Source organism: candidate division KSB1 bacterium (assembly GCA_016214895.1).
Taxonomy (GTDB): domain Bacteria; phylum Electryoneota; class RPQS01; order RPQS01; family RPQS01; genus JACRMR01.
In genome coordinates this window covers 381,509-398,824 of sequence record JACRMR010000002.1, presented here as the reverse complement: position 1 = coordinate 398,824, position 17,316 = coordinate 381,509, and the positions used below count along the sequence as shown (strand labels likewise).

Annotated in this window: 13 protein-coding genes; all 13 read right to left on the bottom strand. The window is 60.5% G+C overall.

Annotation, left to right across the window (positions count from 1 at the left end):
• Position 1: 1 nt before the first annotated feature.
• Positions 2–478, bottom strand: coding sequence for a hypothetical protein (locus HZB60_01640; GenBank protein ID MBI5058463.1), 477 nt, complete (start codon positions 476–478; stop codon positions 2–4).
• Positions 475–1,314, bottom strand: coding sequence for a rod shape-determining protein MreC (mreC, locus tag HZB60_01635; GenBank protein ID MBI5058462.1), 840 nt, complete (start codon positions 1,312–1,314; stop codon positions 475–477). Before mreC ends, HZB60_01640 begins: the two co-directional genes overlap by 4 nt.
• A 6-nt stretch (positions 1,315–1,320) precedes the next feature.
• Positions 1,321–2,343, bottom strand: coding sequence for a rod shape-determining protein (locus HZB60_01630; GenBank protein ID MBI5058461.1), 1,023 nt, complete (start codon positions 2,341–2,343; stop codon positions 1,321–1,323).
• A 71-nt stretch (positions 2,344–2,414) separates the two neighbouring features.
• Positions 2,415–2,750, bottom strand: coding sequence for a hypothetical protein (locus HZB60_01625; protein MBI5058460.1), 336 nt, complete (start codon positions 2,748–2,750; stop codon positions 2,415–2,417).
• A gap of 61 nt (positions 2,751–2,811) precedes the next feature.
• Positions 2,812–4,350, bottom strand: a complete 1,539-nt coding sequence (gene purH, locus HZB60_01620) for a bifunctional phosphoribosylaminoimidazolecarboxamide formyltransferase/IMP cyclohydrolase (protein MBI5058459.1) — start codon at positions 4,348–4,350, stop codon at positions 2,812–2,814.
• The gene (locus tag HZB60_01615) at positions 4,347–5,018 is read right to left on the bottom strand and encodes a phosphoribosylglycinamide formyltransferase (GenBank protein ID MBI5058458.1); all 672 of its coding nucleotides are present in this window, start codon (positions 5,016–5,018) and stop codon (positions 4,347–4,349) included. Before HZB60_01615 ends, purH begins: the two co-directional genes overlap by 4 nt.
• A complete protein-coding gene (locus HZB60_01610) occupies positions 4,982–5,920 on the bottom strand; it encodes an LD-carboxypeptidase (protein ID MBI5058457.1) in 939 nt (312 codons plus the stop codon). The genes HZB60_01615 and HZB60_01610 overlap by 37 nt, the downstream gene beginning before the upstream one ends.
• A 1-nt stretch (position 5,921) precedes the next feature.
• Positions 5,922–7,169, bottom strand: a complete 1,248-nt coding sequence (locus tag HZB60_01605) for a GWxTD domain-containing protein (protein ID MBI5058456.1) — start codon at positions 7,167–7,169, stop codon at positions 5,922–5,924.
• Positions 7,130–8,509: a 30S ribosomal protein S12 methylthiotransferase RimO gene (gene rimO, locus HZB60_01600; GenBank protein ID MBI5058455.1), complete on the bottom strand. Its 1,380-nt coding sequence runs from the start codon at positions 8,507–8,509 to the stop codon at positions 7,130–7,132. Before rimO ends, HZB60_01605 begins: the two co-directional genes overlap by 40 nt.
• Complete coding sequence (locus HZB60_01595) at positions 8,506–11,955, bottom strand: DNA polymerase III subunit alpha (protein MBI5058454.1); 3,450 nt, start codon at positions 11,953–11,955, stop codon at positions 8,506–8,508. Before HZB60_01595 ends, rimO begins: the two co-directional genes overlap by 4 nt.
• On the bottom strand, positions 11,952–13,214 hold the full coding sequence (gene murA / locus HZB60_01590) for a UDP-N-acetylglucosamine 1-carboxyvinyltransferase (protein MBI5058453.1): 1,263 nt from the start codon (positions 13,212–13,214) through the stop codon (positions 11,952–11,954). The genes HZB60_01595 and murA overlap by 4 nt, the downstream gene beginning before the upstream one ends.
• A 5-nt stretch (positions 13,215–13,219) precedes the next feature.
• A complete protein-coding gene (gene recN, locus HZB60_01585) occupies positions 13,220–14,908 on the bottom strand; it encodes a DNA repair protein RecN (protein ID MBI5058452.1) in 1,689 nt (562 codons plus the stop codon).
• Positions 14,909–14,914: 6 nt separating this feature from the next.
• Positions 14,915–17,281 carry a hypothetical protein gene (locus HZB60_01580; protein ID MBI5058451.1) on the bottom strand — a complete coding sequence of 789 codons (2,367 nt, stop codon included), beginning with the start codon at positions 17,279–17,281 and terminating at the stop codon, positions 14,915–14,917.
• Positions 17,282–17,316 lie beyond the last annotated feature (35 nt).

The following is a 17,316-nucleotide window of genomic DNA, read 5'->3' as shown; positions in this document are numbered from 1 at the left end:
CTCAGCGCGTCCTGTGCAATGGCGAGAGGAACCACAACAACCCGAGCAGGGTCGTGTAGGCCGCGGCGGGCGCGCCGCTTTGCCAGAACAACGGCAGGAAGTTCGTCCCCGCGCCGCGCGCAAAGAGGTAGTAGGCCACACTCTCACTGAACAGTGCGCTGACCAGCAAGAAGGCGCCCCACGGCCAGAGCAGGCGAAAGGAGACTTCGTCCCAGAGTTTGCCGCAGAAAAACCCGACGACAGAGTAGGCGAACACGCTGCCACCCAGCGGCCCGCTACTCAGCAGATCGAATCCCAGACCGATCCCGGCGCCTGTCAGCGTTCCGGCAATCGGACCAAGTTGCAGACCGACATAGACGACGAATGGCAGCGTCAGCGAAGGTTGGACCAGCGTCGCACCAATAGTCAGCAATCCTCCGATCGATACATCGAGCAGTAAGAGAGACACGCCCACGAATGCCAGGGTCATGTAGCTCATGGCTCTGTCCCCGTGGTCACGACCGAGTCCTCAACGGCTGGAGTTCCCGGGTGGCTCGTGGTTACGACGAACAGCTCTTCCACGGAATTGAACCGGACAAACGGCTGAACGCGGCTGAACCCGCTGCCGGGCTCGGCCTGCGCGCGGATCTCCGACACGACGCCCACGCGAATGCCCGCGGGGAACACGAATCCAGCGCCTGTCGTAAGGATCAGATCCCCGACGGTGATGTCTTCCCCGGTCGCCAGACCCACGATGGTCCACTCTCCGGGTCCCAGCCAGCGCAGGATTCCCATCGCCCGGCTGCGTTCAACCATGACGGATACGCCATAGGTGTTACCGACGAGCGTCTGCACAAGCGCTGTGTGATTCGCGACTTCCACCACCTTTCCCACCAAGCCGGCAGGGGCGACCACCGCTGCGTTCATTCGCAGCCCGTCCTTCTTCCCGCGATCCACGATCAATTTGCCGCCGATTTCAATCCCGGGATGAGCAATCACGCTCGCACTGAGCATCTCGTACGGAAACCGATTGCGAAACGCGAGCATGCCTCGCAGCCGCTCATTTTCCAGGGTCATCGCCCGCAATTCACCGTTCTCGCGGCTCAGGTCGATCGAGAGTTCGCGGAGCTCCGCGTTTTCGCGAAAGACATCGAAGGCCCGTCGCAACTGCACCAGCGGTTTTGCGAGATAGGCCAACCCCGTGCCCAGTTCGCGCTTGACTCCGTTCACCGCCGGACTCTTACTGAAAAAGAGAAGGGTCAGCGAGAAGCCGACCGTGATCAGGAGGATAATCCAATCGAGGCGCGGAACGAATAGCCGCGGCGAACTCCGCATGGGTTATTATGAGGGAAGCAGTACTTTGCTGAAGGTCTCGAAGTCATCGAGGACCTTACCCGTGCCGCGCACCACGCAAGTGAGCGGGTCCTCGGCCAGTATCACCGGCAGCGAGGTCTCTTCACGCAGGCGGACGTCCAGCCCCTTAATCATGGAGCCGCCGCCAGTCATGACGATGCCCCGATCTCGGATATCCGCCGCGAGTTCGGGCGGTGTTTTTTCCAGCGCCATCCGGACCGCTTCGACGATTTGCGAGACCGGCTCGTTCAATGCCTCCCGGATCTCAATGGAATTAATTTCGATGGCCTTCGGCACGCCCTCCACGAGGTCGCGCCCCTTGGCGACAATCGACAGTTCCTGGTCCATCTTGATTGCCGAACCGATGCGTACCTTGATCTCTTCGGCGGTTCGCTCGCCGATCAGCAGGTTATAGTTACGCCGCATGAATTGGACGATGCACTCATCCAACTCATCGCCTCCGACTCGAATGGACGTGTCGGTAATAATTCCCGAGAGCGAGATCACGGCGATTTCGGTCGTGCCACCGCCGATGTCGATCACCATGCTGCCGATGGGTTCATTCACCGGCAAGCCGACGCCCAGTGCGGCGGCCATCGGCTCGGCGATCAGATAGACTTCGCGCGCGCCGGCGTGCTCCGCGGAATCGCGAATAATCCGTTTTTCGGACTTGGTGACACCGGACGGCACGCACACAATCACCCTCGGCCGCATCATCCGGTTGGTCTGGGCCTTGCGGATGAAGGCCCGGATCATGACTTCCGCAAGTTCGTCGTCGTCAATCACGCCGTCGCGCATGGGCCGACTCACTTCGAGATCGCGGTGGGTCTTCCCGAGCATCTCGCGGGCCTCGGTACCGACGGCAATCACCTTGTTGTCGCGCTTGCGCACCGCCACCATCGACGGTTCGCGCACGACGATTCCCTTGCCCTTTACATAGACCAGAGTATTGCAGGTTCCAAGATCAATGGCAATTTCGTTGGAGAACAAGCCACTGAGAGAAAACGCCATGTAGATACCTCGCTTGCGTCCTTACGAGAAAAAAGTGGGTGAATGAATCGGCATCGGATCGCAGGTGAGCCTCATCCCTCGTCGGCCAGCATAATCTGCTTCAAATCGGGCGGTTGAATTCCGCGCTTTTTCTCCTCCGCCCAGAGGTAGTTCAGAATCATCGGTTTTTGTTCGTCGTCAACCCGCACGTAGATCGAGTAGTAGCCGCCCCACTGACAGACGAGTTTCTGATTGCGCGTCGCGTCCATCGCGTCCTTGATGGACGGCAGTTTACGCGTCATGCGCCCGATCAGCTGGTAAATGGCACCCTTGATATCGCGTTTGACAATGTAGTCCTTGCCCAGATAGCGCACGCGCGAGGAGGGGCGGATGTAGAGCGGGCGGTCGAGATTGTTAGGCCATTGCATGGTGGGGTCCGGTTTTCGGCTGTGCGTCAGGTTATCACTCAGCAACATCCTGATGATCGAATTAATGTCTGAAGTGTCGGCGTCCGGTGAAGACCATCGCGAGATTCTGTTCGTCGGCGGCGGCGATCACTTCCGCGTCGCGCACGCTGCCGCCCGGCTGGATAATCGCGGTCGCTCCGGCTTTGGCCGCGATTTCCAAGCCGTCACGAAACGGGAAGAAGGCGTCCGATGCGCAAGCCGAGCCCTTGAGCTCGAGGGGTGCCATTCTGGCTTTCTTGACCGCGAGTTCGGCGGAGTCCACGCGCGACATCTGCCCGGCGCCGATCCCGAGGGTGTGTCGCTCATCGGCGAAAACGATCGCATTCGAACGCACGTGCTTGCAGACTTTCCAGCCCAATCTCATGGCCGCGAGTTCGGTCGGAGTTGGCGCACGCCTGGTGACGACCTTATGGTTGTCAAGCTCTGGCAATTCGTCATCCGGTGTCTGTCGCAAATAGCCACCCCAGATTGCGCGAAGTTCGCGTGAAGCAAACGGTCGTTTCAGTTCATCCCAATCGAACTCGAGCAGCCGCAGCGCTTTCTTCTTCGACAAAACCGCTCGCGCCGCGTCGCTGAAAGCGGGAGCAAGGATGATCTCCAGGAAGATCTCCGCTAACACTTCGGCGGCTTCTGCATCCAGCTCGCGGTTGAATGCGACAATCCCTCCGAACGCCGACGTCCGGTCGGTTTGCAGCGCCAGCGTTACCGCTTCAGAGAGGTTGCCTCCGACACCAACTCCGCACGGCGTAACATGCTTGACGATAACGGCCGCAGGCTCATCAAACTCGCGTAACAGCTTCAAGGCGCCGTCGGCGTCGAGGAAATTGTTGTACGAAAGCTCCTTGCCACCGAGCTGATCCGCGGCAACGAGTCCCGCCGCCGGTTCACCGGCCCGGGCATACAGCCACGCCTGCTGATGCGGGTTCTCGCCATAGCGCAGTCCCCGCACGCGCCGTAGCGGCAACGGCTCCAGTTCTCCTCCGTTGAGCCACGCCGCAATCGCGCTGTCATAGGCCACCATGCGCGCGAAGGCGCTCGCCGCGCAGCGTTTGCTGAACTCCTCGGGAACCTCGCCGTGCCATTCCGCAAGCAGCGCCGACAACTCGCCGTACTGTGACGGGTCGCACACGGCAACGACATGCTGCGCGTTCTTCACGGCGGCTCGCATCATGGAGGGTCCGCCTACATCAATCGCCTCGATGATCTCGTGTTCGGGCTTGCCCGCCGCCAGGGTCTGTTCAAACGGATAGAAATTGATGACAACGAGATCGATAAAATCAAGTCCGAGGCGTCCCATATCGGCGAGATCACCGGGATGGTCGCGGCGCGCCAGCAAACCGCCGTGAATCCGCGGATGCAGAGTCTTGATGCGCCCTTCCATCGCCTCCGGCGAGCCTGTCCATTTCTCCACCGGCGTGACGGCCAATCCGGCCTTTTCGAGCGCGGCGGCGGTTCCTCCGCTCGCGATCAATTCTACGCCGTGCCGCAATAACTCCTGTCCCAACTCGATCAACCCTGACTTATCAGAAACGCTCAGCAGAGCGCGACGAATCCGTATCATTTGGAATATAGAGGAAGGATCGTAACTTTGCGTCCGTCAATCCGGACGCGGGATTGCGCAAACCATGTGACCGCCTGCGCATAAAGGTCAAATTCGACGGCGTGCACCCGTTCCGCAAGCGTATCCGGATTGTCGTCAGCATGCACAAACACGGCGCGTTGGGCAACGATGGGACCGTGATCGAATTCCTCATCGACGAGATGCACGGTTGCTCCCGAGACCCGCACACCGGAATCGATCACCGCTTCATGCACCCGCCGCCCGTACATCCCTTTGCCGCCGAAAGCGGGCAGCAAGGCGGGATGGATATTCAAGACCCGGCCGGAATACTCGCGGATCAACTGCGCGGGCAACAATTTCAGGAAACCCGCGAGGCAGATGAAGTTCACCTGATACTTGCGGAGCGTGTCGAGCAGCCTCGTGGCATACACATCATCACTTTCGTCCGCGCCCCGTCGCACAACCTCGGCCGGGATTTCCAGCGCCGCGGCCCGTTCCAACGCCTTCGCAGTGCTCGACGACGAGATCACGACGACAACCGTTGCCGGGATCTCCTTTTGCAGACACTTCCGAGCGATGTGCTCAAACAGCGTACCGTTCCCCGACACGAAGCATGCGATGCGGAGCGGCTTCACGTTGACGGCTCCCCGTCGAGCGTGTCGATCCATTGCATTCGCAACTCCTGACAACTGATCTGGACATTGCCGCCGATGGGTAGCGACATGCGGTCCGGACCGTGGCCGAACGGAATGTCGGTTAGAATCGGATAATCGGTGCCGGCCGCGGCAGCGAGCGCGGATCGTTCGATAGAATCTGCATCAACGGAAACGCTTCCGTCGCCGAAATCGCCGATCAAGAGCGCCGCCAGAGAGTTAAGCACCCCGGCATTTCGGAGATGGAAGAACATGCGGTCCACACGGTGCGGCGGTTCATGGATATCCTCCACCAATAAGGCCACATCGCGCAGGTCGGGCAGATAGGGAGTCCCCAGCAGCGTCGTGATCATGGTTAGATTCCCGGGGAGCAGTGGCGCGGTCACGCGGTCTTGCCTGCCGCGGCGCAACACTCGTCCGCGCCCGGGAAAGGCGGAGAGGAGATTGTCGCACTGCCGACCCGCCAGTAAATTCGTGCAATGATCTCGAGTTGCCGCGCTGAGCGCTCCATCCCACTCCACTGCCAACGGACCCGCGAAGCTCACCAGTCCGGTGCGCTGCCATAATACCCATTGCAACACCGTGGTGTCGGAAAGTCCCACCAACGGCTTCCGAACCTCGGCAATCCGCTGCCAGTCCAGCAACTCGAGCAAACGACTCGAACCCACGCCGCCTCGGGCACAGAAGACGGCATCCACATCCGCACGCTGAAACATCTGCAGGAGTTCTGCGCCGCGAGTCTCGTCGGGCGCCGAAAACAGCCCGATATTGCCGAGCACTTGTTCCGACAGAACGACTCGAAATCCGCTGGCTTCGATCTCCCGGACGGCTCGCGCAAGTCGTTCCGGCTTGACCGGGCCCGCCGGCGCGCAGATGCCGATGGTACCTCCGCGCTGCAGCGGTCGCGGCAGAATCAACTCAGTATCCCCACTCCGGTCCGGTCAAGGTGTAATCGCCGAACCCGGTGTAGTCCACAAACACGAACATGCGAGCAATCGAACTATAGTACCAGATCTCATAGGGGCGCGAGCCGGAGTCGAATGGGTGGCGTTCGATATCGGTGGGTTCTCCGTATAGAATGTAAACCCGCCCGCGATCGGTATCCCAGCCCTCGCGATGCGTGGCGAACTTCTCGTTGGCGACCTCAACGCGGTGATAGTACTCATCCATCAATTCATTTTCATCGGTCCCCGACGTTGGATCGCGTCGCAACCAGAACTCGCGAAACAGCCGCTCCCGGTCGGGGAATACGGCCTGCCGCAACTGCTTGTTCTCGGACGTTGAGGCGATGTACTTGAGCTGTCGGATCGCGATATCGAGGTCCGTGATCGAAGCGGGAATTCCGGGAATGCGCAACCCGAACGGACGCGATCGAGTCTCCCGTCGCCCATTCCCGTCGGCCTCGACCTTTAGGGTATATTTGGCCGGCGCCAGGCTGTCGAGTACAAATTGATACTCGTGCACTTGAATCGTCGAGTCGGGCATGACCGCGGACTCCGAACGCAGGGCGACCTTGTTGTCATGATCCAGCACCTGCCAGATCAGCCGGATCGAGTCTCGACCCGTGCTGAACAGCTGGATGCGTGCGCGCGGATCCTCTTCGCCTGTCGAAAACCCCTCGACCAGCCTGGGCACGCCTAACTCGGCCAGCTGCGCATCCTCCGAAACCCAGTTGATATCCGACATTCGCAGCAGTGGATCGCTGGCACCGACGTCGATCGACCCCTCCCACTTCGACCGGCGACGCGATTCGCGGTCCGCCGTCATGGTTACCCGCACCTTGTATTCACCGGCGACGACGTCAAACTCATCGACATGCACGGCGTTCCGCGTGCGGCTATTGGTTTCGGCATACTGCTGCGCGTCCACCGTGACGGTCCGAATCTTCTCCGAAACCAGTCCGGTTCCGTCGCGAAACAGTGAGGTGACCAGTTCAAACTGCGCCTGAAAACCGGAATCCGATCGCAAGAAAACAAGGTTGTCGTACGGAACCGACATCGCCACGGTCAATCGCAGCGAGTCGAGGCTGGTCGTCAGCTTCTGCCCGATTTGACAACGGAACAACGGCCCGGCCCCTTGCGAAATTACGGGAGGCGGAGTCGATTCGTCGATCGCCGCAATCGCCGTCAGGGCTGCGAGAGTACAGGCAATGCAAAGCTTCCACATCGTTCACCTCGCGTCGTTGAAGTAACCGCGGCCTCGACTTCTAATTGATATGCGGACGCCGAGCGCACGGTCGTCATCATCATCTCCCCCGGCGTCCGGACGCCGGAAATCCGTACTCGACCGTCAATCTCCGGCGCGTCCCATTCGCTGCGTCCCCACGAGTTACCGTGGGCGGAGCGCTCGACAATCACCTTGATCTGCTTGCCGATCATTGACCGATGTCGCTCCAGACAGATTTGTTTCTGAAGTTTCATGAGTCGATCCAGTCGGTCAAGCGCGATGCCCTCCTCAACCCGAAGGGGCAATTCCGCGCCAGGTGTGCCCGCTTGCGGTGAATAGGTAAACACTCCGGCGCGCTCAAACCGCACGTTCGCCATAAATTCGTAAAGTTCGGCGAAATCTTCAGCGGACTCCCCGGGAAAACCGACCAGCACGGTGGTGCGAACGCAGGAATCCGGCAGCACCGCGCGGAACGCATCAATCGCCTCCTGCATCCGCGCCGCCGTTGTGCGGCGATTCATCAGCTTCAGCATGCGGTTGCTGGCGTGCTCGATCGGAAAGTCCAAGTACGCGGCCAGCTTCGGCACCCGCGCCAGTTCGTCCAACAATGCCGGCGGGGTTGACGGTGGATGAGCATAGAGGATCCGAATCCACTCGATTCCGTCAAGGTCGGAAATCCGCTTGCACAGCTCTACGAGGCGCCGTTCACGGTGGAGATCCACGCCATAGCTCGTGGTCTCCTGACCGATCAGCATGATCTCCCGGATTCCCGTCTGCGCCAACAGCGATGCCTCGCGCAACAGCGCCTCCATCGGTTCGCTGTGATAAAGGCCGCGCATCTGCGGAATCGCGCAGAACGCGCAGGCGTGCGAGCAGCCGTCGGCGATTCTAAGGTATGCCGAACCCGGACCCGCGTGCCCCGTGAACAAGGTTGGCGAGTCCCGGTCGATGGCCGTCGGACTGACACCGAGTCTGCACAGCATGGCGGACCAGTCACCGATACCGAAGACGCCGTCTAATTCGGGAATATTCGCCGCCACCTCGTCGCCGTCACGTTGTGTCAAGCAACCCATCGCGAACAGCTCGCGTCCGGGCTTGGCCTGCTTCCACCGCGCGGCTTCGAGCATAGTCTCGATGGACTCGATCTTTGCGTCGTCCAGAAATCCGCAGGTGTTCACGATCACGACGTCCGCGCGATGCGGCTGCGTGACGTACTCGAACCCCGCGGCGCGCAACAGCCCGGCGAACGTTTCGCTGTCAACCGTATTCTTGGCGCACCCGAGGGTGTGGATCGTCACGCGCTTGGGTCGCAGGCTGTTCGTGCAGTGTCGTTTGTTCACCAGCCGACCTTGACTTCGGCGTCCCCGATCATGTCGCGCACTTGCTTCAAGACATCCAGCGATGTCTTGACCCGATAACGTCTCGATCGAACCACGCGTTCAGTCTCGCCACCCAACAACTTGAAGAAAACGGGCACATTGCCCTGGTGTCGATTGAACAGATCCTCGAGCGCTTCCATCGTGTCATCATTCAGACTCGTGATCGGCAATTTGATCCACATACTCGCGGCGAACTCCGCCCTGGCCTGCTCGATCGTGTAGAAGTCCTGGGCCAGGAACTTCGGGTCTTGATCCTCGCGACAACTCACGCGCGTGCTCACGATCAGCTTGGCCTCTTTGCGCAGCAGCGACGTGTACTTCTCCAGCGTGTCGCCGAAGACCAGCAGCTCCGCGCTCCCCACGAAATCTTCGAGGATCACCGTGGCCATCGCCTTGCCTTTTTTCGTAATCACGCGCTTGATATCCGTGACGACGCCGCCCAGCCGCACGGTATTCCCGTCCTCAAGTTCGGACGTATCACCAAGATTGGCGTTAGCGAGCTGGTCGATTTCGTCCCGCACATCATCGAGCGGATGGCCTGAGACAAAAAAACCCAGCATCTCCTTTTCCAACGAGAGCTTCTGATCGCTGGCGTACGGTGGCACAATCGGCAGGGCGGGCGCCGGAATTGCCGTGCTGGTACCGTCGCCGAAGAGTGACGATTGCCCCAGCGTGCGCTGTTGTTCGCTTTGAGTTGAATAAGCCAGGAATTGATCGACCGCCGCCATGAACTGCGCGCGATGCCCGGGTAAGTCGTCGAGCGCGCCGGCGCAAATCAAACTTTCGAGGCACTTCCGATTGACGACTCGGGTATCGACCCGGCCCGCCAAGTCGTAGAACGATGTGAACGGACCGCCTTCCGCCCGCGCGTGAATGATGGATTCAATCGCGATTCCGCCGACGTTCTTCACCGCTTCCAGGCCGCAGCGAATGTTGCCTTCAGCCACCGTGAAGTATCGCTCGGAGCAGTTTACATCCGGCGGCAGTACGGTGATCCCGAACCTGCGGCACTCGTTGATCAGTCGCGGCATCATCCGGGTTTCACCGTGCCACGAGGTCATTTCCGCGGCCATGAACTCGGCGGGATAGTGCGCCTTCAAATAGGCGGTCTGATAGGCCAGCACCGCGTAACACGTAGCATGCGCCTTGACGAAGCCGTAACCGGCGAACTTCTGCACGACATCGAAGACCTGATTCGCCAGCTTTTCGTTCAACTTGCTGTAGGAAACACAGCCGGCGATGAAATCCTGTTTGATGCGGGCCAGCTCTTTCGGGTCCTTCTTGCCCATACCGCGGCGCAGAATATCCGCGCGCCCGAGGGAGAACCCGGCGAGGTCGCGCGCGACTCGCAGCACCTGCTCTTGATAAACGATAACACCGTAAGTCGATTTGAGAATCGGCTCCAGCTTCGGGTGCAGGTAGCTGATCTTCTCTTCGCCATGCTTGCGCTTGACGAAATCGCCGATCCACCCCATCGGTCCCGGCCGATAGAGCGCCACCATCGCCACGATGTCATCGATACACGTCGGCTTCAGTTGCATCAGCCATTCCCGCATGCCCCGGGATTCAAGCTGAAACACCCCGGTTGTATCCCCCCGGGAGAGGAGGTTATAAGTCTTGGGGTCGTGTTCTTCGATGATCGCGTCCAGATCGAGTTCGACGCCCTGCTGCGCGAGGGTCTCGACGGCGCGGGAGATGACGCTCAACGTCCGCAACCCTAGGAAATCCATCTTGAGCAGCCCGATCTTATCCACGATCGTCATGTCGAACTGCGTCGTCACGCTGCCGTCGGATTGCTTATACAGCGGCACGTAATCGGTCAGCGGTCCCGGCGTAATCACGACACCGGCGGCGTGCGTGGACGCATGGCGGTTGAGACCTTCCAGCACTTCACCGATCCGCCACACCTTGCGATAATCTTCGCGCTCGCCGAGCATCGCTTCGAGCTCCGGCGACTCCTTCAACGCGTCCTTAAGTGTGACCCCCGCCGTCGAATCATCGGACTTCTCCGCGATGCGATCCGGGATCTTCTTCGCGAGCTTGTCCATCTCGGCATAGCTCAGTCCCAGCACGCGCCCGACGTCACGCACCACCGCGCGCGCCTTGAGTCGTCCGAACGTGATAATCTGCGTTACGGCCTCCGAACCGTACTTCGCCTTTACATAGTCGATCACCCGGGCCCGCCCCTCATCCTGGAAATCGATGTCGATATCGGGCATCGAAATACGCTCGGGATTCAGGAATCGCTCAAAGACCAGCTCGAACCGGATCGGATCGATGTTCGTAATGCCGAGCGCGTAACAGACCAAAGACCCCGCCGACGAGCCGCGTCCCGGACCGACCGCGACTCCGATCGATCGTGCGTAGTTGACAAAGTCTTGCGTGATCAGGAAGTACCCCGAGAACCCCATTTGTTCGATCACGCGCAGTTCGAAGTCAAGCCGTTCCGCAAGCGGCGACGTCACCACGGGGTACCGCCGGGCGAGTCCGGCCCGCGAGAGCCGCGCCAGATACTCGTGCTCGTGGTCCTCGCCATCGGGCAACGGAAAGCGCGGCAGATGTCGCTTTGACAGATCGAGTTGCAGGTCGCACTTCTCAGCGATCTCCAGCGTGGTTTTGATCGCCTCCGGACAGTCGCGGAACAACTCGATCATCTCCTGCGGCGATTTCAGGTAGAATTCCTGCGTATCGAATCGCAGTCGGTTCTCGTCGGAGACATTCGCGTTGGTCCCGATGCACAACAATGCGTCATGGGCCTCGGCATACTCGCGTTTGAGGTAGTGCGTATCGTTGGTGGCCACCAACTTCGTACCGAGCTTGCGGGCAAAATCGATCAGCTGCGGATAGATCTCCTCTTCTTCGGGGAGATGGTGGTGCATCAGCTCGACATAGTAATCCGGGCCGAACACATCGCGGTACCACGCGGCGCGTCGCCAGGCCTTCTCCCGATCGCCGTTATTCAGCGCGGCCGGAACTTCGGAGGCCAGGCAGCCCGTCGTCGCGATCAGACCTTCCGCATGCGCCGCCAGCAGCTCGTGATCGATGCGCGGGCGATAGTAGAAGCCCTCGACGTAGCCGTGCGACGACAGCTTGACCAGGTTCCGGTACCCCGCTTCGTTCTTCGCCAGCAACAGCAGGTGATTCGCGGTTTCCCCGCGGCCCGCACCGGTCGTGGTCTTTTCAAAGCGGTTTGCACAGATATAGACTTCACAACCGATGATCGGTTTGACACCGGCCTTGCGGGCCGTATTGTAAAACTCGATGGCGCCGAACAGCGCGCCGTGATCGGTCAGCGCCACGCTGCTCATGCCGAGTTCCTTGGTCCGGTCCACGAGGTCGCGGACTTTGCATGCCCCGTCGAGCAGACTGTATTCCGAGTGGTTATGCAGGTGAACGAATTCGCTCACAGCTCGCCTTCTTCGCGGGTGATCTGTGCTCCGACGCTTCCCAATTTAACTTCGAGCTTTTCGTATCCACGGTCGAGATGATAGACTCGCTTGACCTCCGTCACGCCTTTCGCCGCGAGTCCCGCGAGCACGAGGCAGACCGAGGCCCGGAGATCCGTGGACATCACCGGGGCGCCGGAAAATGCTCCGATGCCGTGCACAATGGCGGTGTTGTCGTTCAGCTCAATCTGTGCGCCCAACCGAGCCAGTTCCGCGACGTGCGTGAAGCGATCCCGGTAGATGGTGTCCGTGATCGAAGACTGACCGTTCGCGAGACAGGCCATGGCCATAAACGGCGCCTGCAAGTCCGTCGGGAATCCCGGGTACGGCTCGGTCGTGACGTCGATGGGAGTCAATTCGCGGCCGCTGCGCTCGACAGTGATCGAATTCGCGTCGGTCTCGATCTTCAGTCCCATTGACCTTGCGGCCGTCAAGGCGCTTTGCGCATGCCGCGGCTCCGTATTGACGAGTTTGACCCGACCGCCGGCCATCCCGACCGCGCAAATGTAGGTTCCCGTTTCGATCCGATCTGGAATCACGGCGGCATCAACCGGGTGCAACTCCGGCACTCCGCGAATCGACAGCTCCGTGGTCCCGATTCCTTCAATGTCCGCGCCCATCCGCGTCAGGAATTTGGCCAGATTCGTGATCTCAGGCTCGATGGCGACATTCTTGAGCACGCTGCGCCCGTCGGCCAGCACCGCAGCCATCAGCGCGTTGCCGGAGGCGCCGACGCTGGAGATCGGGAACTCATAGGTGCCGCCGCGCAGCCGTTCGGCTTCGGCGACGACATAGCCCTGATCGAGCGACACCTTCGCTCCCAGCGCCTCCAATGACTTAATGTGAAGGTCCACGGGGCGCGGTCCCCACGCACATCCGCCGGGCAGCGACACTCGCGCGTACTTGTGGCGGGCGACGAGCGGCCCCAGCACATAGAAGCTTGCCCGCATCGTCTTCACCAGTTCATACGGGGCCTCGGTGTAGCGCGCGCGCGACGTGTCGATGTGCAATTCATGATCCGTCCGGACGATTTCCGCGCCCAGAATGCGGATCAGGTGGGACATCGTCTCGACATCCTTGAGGGCGGGAACATTCGACAACCGGTAGGTACCCGGTGCGAGCAGAACCGCCGCCAGCAGCGGCAGCGTGGCATTTTTTGAACCGGAAATCGGCAACTCGCCTTCGAGCCGATGTCCGCCTTTGATCACTAATTTATCCACGGTATTCAGGCAGCTTGAAGTTTACCATTCGCGCGCAGCAGCTCGCTGGCCGATGCTCGCGCCTGGTCGGTAATGTTCACACCGGCGATGAGCGCCGCGATCGCTTCGACTCGCTCCCGTTGGTCGAGGAATCGCGCGGAGGTTTCGCTGGTCTTGCCGTCCGTTTGCTTGAACACGCACAAATGGCGGTCGGCCCGGGCGGCGATTTGCGGCAAGTGCGTAATGACCAGCACTTGGTGGTGGCGGGACAGCTCGGCCAGCGCCTTGCCCACGGCGTCGGCGGTCTTCCCGGAAATCCCCAAGTCGATCTCGTCATAAACCAGGAGCGGATAGGACATCGCGTCGGCCAGCACGCTCTTGATCGCCAAGGTGACACGCGACGTTTCACCGCCCGATGCAACGTCTGCGATCGGTGCTGGATTCGTTCCGGGGTTCGCCGTAAACAAGAACTGAACGGAGTCAAGGCCGTGTTCGCCGATATCCGCGCCGGACAGCGACCCGGATTTCGACGACAGCATGATGTCGAAGTGCGGGCTGGGAAAGCCCAGCGGCCGCAACTGCTCCACGATCTTCGCGGCCAGAGCCTTCGCGGCCTTGTTCCGCTTCGCTGACAGGTCGCGCGCGGCGGCGATCAGCTCCTGGTCCAGCGCTGTCAATTCCACGGATTTCTGTTCCGCTTCCCGATCCAGCTCCGCGCCGTGTTGCAACAGCAGCTTCAGTTCATCGGCGCGCGCGAGAATCTGGTCCACGCTCACCCCGTGTTTTCTCCGCAGGTCCCAGAGCGTGCCGCGCCGCTCCCGTAGTCGGTTCAGTTCGGCCTCGTCGAGCTGCAGGCTATCGGCATAGATCCGCACCGAATTCGCCACATCCTTGAGTCTCGACGAGATATCGCCGAATTCTTGCAGGAAATTATCGAATTCCCGATCGACTTTCGCGATCGAGCCCGCAACCAACTTGGCCTGTCCGGCCATCGTTACCAGGGAGGGGTCGGCTTCGCTCAAGAGCGATAACAGCCGCTGGCAGTCGGCGGACAATTTTTCGCCGCCTTCCAGCCGCGCCAACCGCGACTCGATCTCGGCTTCCTCGCCGGGCCGCAATCCTAAGCGCTCAATTTCTTCGAGTTGATAGCTGAGCAGCGCACGCTCCTTCTGTTGCGCGGCAATTTCAGCCCTCAGTCGCCCGACCTCTCGCGCCAGCGCCTGCCGTCGCTGGAAAAGCTCCCGTACCCGGATTGCGCGTTCACGGCTCCCGGCAAACGCATCGACATAATCCAATTGGCACAGCGGATCGAACAGACTGTTCTGTTCGCGTTGACCATGGAAATCCACCAACCGGCCGCGTACTTTGGCGAGCAGATCAGAATTCACCGGCCGGTCGTTCAGAAAAGTCCGCGTGCGTCCCTGCCGCGAGAACTCGCGGCGTACAATCAGCTCATCGGCCGGGTCGTCGTCATCCACGAATTCTTGCAATTCCGTGAGCGGCGAGATCGCAAACCAGCCCTCGACCACGGCTCGCTCGCGTTCACCGCCCAGACTGTCCCGCGGGAACTTTTCCCCGAGCAGCGCGTCGATGGCGCCGACAATCATGCTCTTTCCGGCACCGGTCTCACCGGTGAGCACGGTCAACCCGGCCTCAAAGTCGAGCCGCAGCTCGCTGACCAGCAGGTAATTGCGAATGTACAGCGAGCGCAGCATAATGCGTCACCGCCCCAGCACCGCGATCTTCCCCGTCGCGGCGGAACCGTCCTCGGTCGCGGCCACCAACAAATAGACTCCGCCGGCCACCAGGTCGCCGTCGTTATTGGTGCCGTCCCAGCCAACTTGCGGGTCCACCATTTGCTCCCAACTCAGCTTACGCACCAGCCGGCCGGAAATGGTATAGATGCGGAACTCATCGAATCGCGCGCCGAGCTTTTGGTGATCGACGAACATCCGCTGTGAGCCATCGGCGCGGAACGGATTTGGATAGGGCCAGATTTCATCCAGTTCGCCGCCGCGTGAGACGTAGGGAGTCCGCAGCCGGGATAGTCCGTCTGATGTACCGATCCAGACGTCACCATTCGCCGGATTCGAGGCGATCGACGTCACGTTTTTGGCGGCGAGATCAGACGGATTGTCGGCCTCCGCCGAAGTCTGAAACACGTGAACCCAGCGAAAACTTCGATCCAGCACGGCGACACCCTCGTCCGTGGCAAACCACTTGTTGTCCTGTGCATCAACGTGAATGTCATTCACTCGGGTGCCGACCGGCAAGTCCGCCACACAAATGAAGAACAGCTGGCTGAGATCGGCGGGGATTCCGCCTTGGGTGTAGTAGGCGCCTTGCGGAGTCGCGGCCCACAGATAGCCTTGGTGATCGATCTCGTAATCAACCGCTTGTTTGTTGATGTCATCGTAACAGGTGTAGGCCGCGTCTTCGTAGTTCGCCGGATGATAAACAAACCGCTCGTCGTCCGTGCTGTCAGCCGGCGTGTCCGCGTAATTCAGCACGAAACTCAGGGTGCCGTCGCCCGAAGGACTCACCCAGATCCGGTCGAATGGATCGGCAATCAGCGTTTCGACTTCGCGATCGTTGTTTGTGCTGCCGAGCGAGAAGTAGTTCCACGGCACAGCGTGGTTGCCGCTCGCGATCCACTCGGCGGACACGCGGATCACCGGCAAGTAATTGGCCGAAAGTCGATCGGAAATGTAGAGGTCGCCGCGTGCGCTGACCGAAACTTGTGTCACGACAAATCGCGGATCGGCGGGGATCCCGGCAAACCGCGGCCCGTCCTCGCTGAAGCCCGCTGTATCTGCATGGTTGTAATAGTGAATTTCATCACCGCGCAGCCACGCCACGCCGGATCCGAAACTGGAGATCCAGACTCCACCGGATTGGTCGAACGCGAAACCTTGAATATCGTTCAACCCCCGGCCCGGATCCCATTCGAGCCGGGTCCGCGCCTCCCACGATTCCCCGGCGAGCATGTACACGCCGTTCAGCGCGAGATCGGCACTAATCAAGTTCTTGCCGCCAGCCCAGACAGCGCCGCTCGGAGAGACGCCGACCGCGGTAATGAGATTGCCGCCAATGCCCGGTGCCCGCAGCGGTCCGACCCATTGGTTATCGATCAAATAGAGCAGGCCTCCGCGGGCGGAGTAATTATCGGGTTGACCGATTACAAACCGCTCCACATCGCCATCAGTAAAGCTCGCGATTCGACTGATGGCGGGCAGCCCCTGGCCCAGTGCAGTCCATTGCTCGGGCTGTCCGCTAACCTGTGCAAAGGCCGCGTTATTGCTCGCGGCCAGCAGGACTCCCTGCGATTCGGCAAACGTCTTGATGCCGGCCAGCATCGCTTCATTCCCTACGGTTTCGCCGACGAAGCTAAACACATAGTTCGTCGATGCGATCCAGAGCGCGCTGTCGCCCGCGAATACCGTCGTCAACGAATTCTGGGGCAGGCCGCCGTTCGCGCTGGTATAGTTTGTCCAGGCCGAAGGAGCGCTAAGCGACTCGGTGGCCAGACTCGCCCGCGCCAGTCCCTGCGCAGTTGCCGCAAAGAGGTACCCGTCGCGGACGGCCAGGGCCGAGACTCGCGTTTCACCGGGAAAGCTGCCGAGCACGCGGATGGACTCCAGCACCCTGTAGTTGTCCGAGATCGATCGATAAGAGAACCGAAAGATGCCGTTGTTTGCCGCCACAAATACGTTCTCTCCCGAACCGAGGATGGCGTTGATCTCAAACACCTCGTCTTGCAGGTCGTAATTCAGACGAATGTCTCCGCTTTCGGGTTCCAGTCGCGTGATCCGTCCATCCTGCGCTCCCACCCAGATCCAACCTTGTGCGTCGCGCCCGACGGCATTGCACTGGTTCATCGCCAGTCCGCGCGTGTTGTTGTAAACGTCGAAGGATCCACTCGCAGGATCATAGTCGAAAAGTCCGCCCGTGGTCGCCGCCCAGAGATGATCCTCCACAACCAGCAGATCGATGACACTCGATGTGGATGTGTACGTGGTCCACTGAAACGGCTGTGCCGTGACGGCCGTGCAGCCGATAATCGTCAGCAGGAGTCCGACTGTTCGCATGAGCCACCGCCCTTGTGATGTTAAGGTTGGAACAA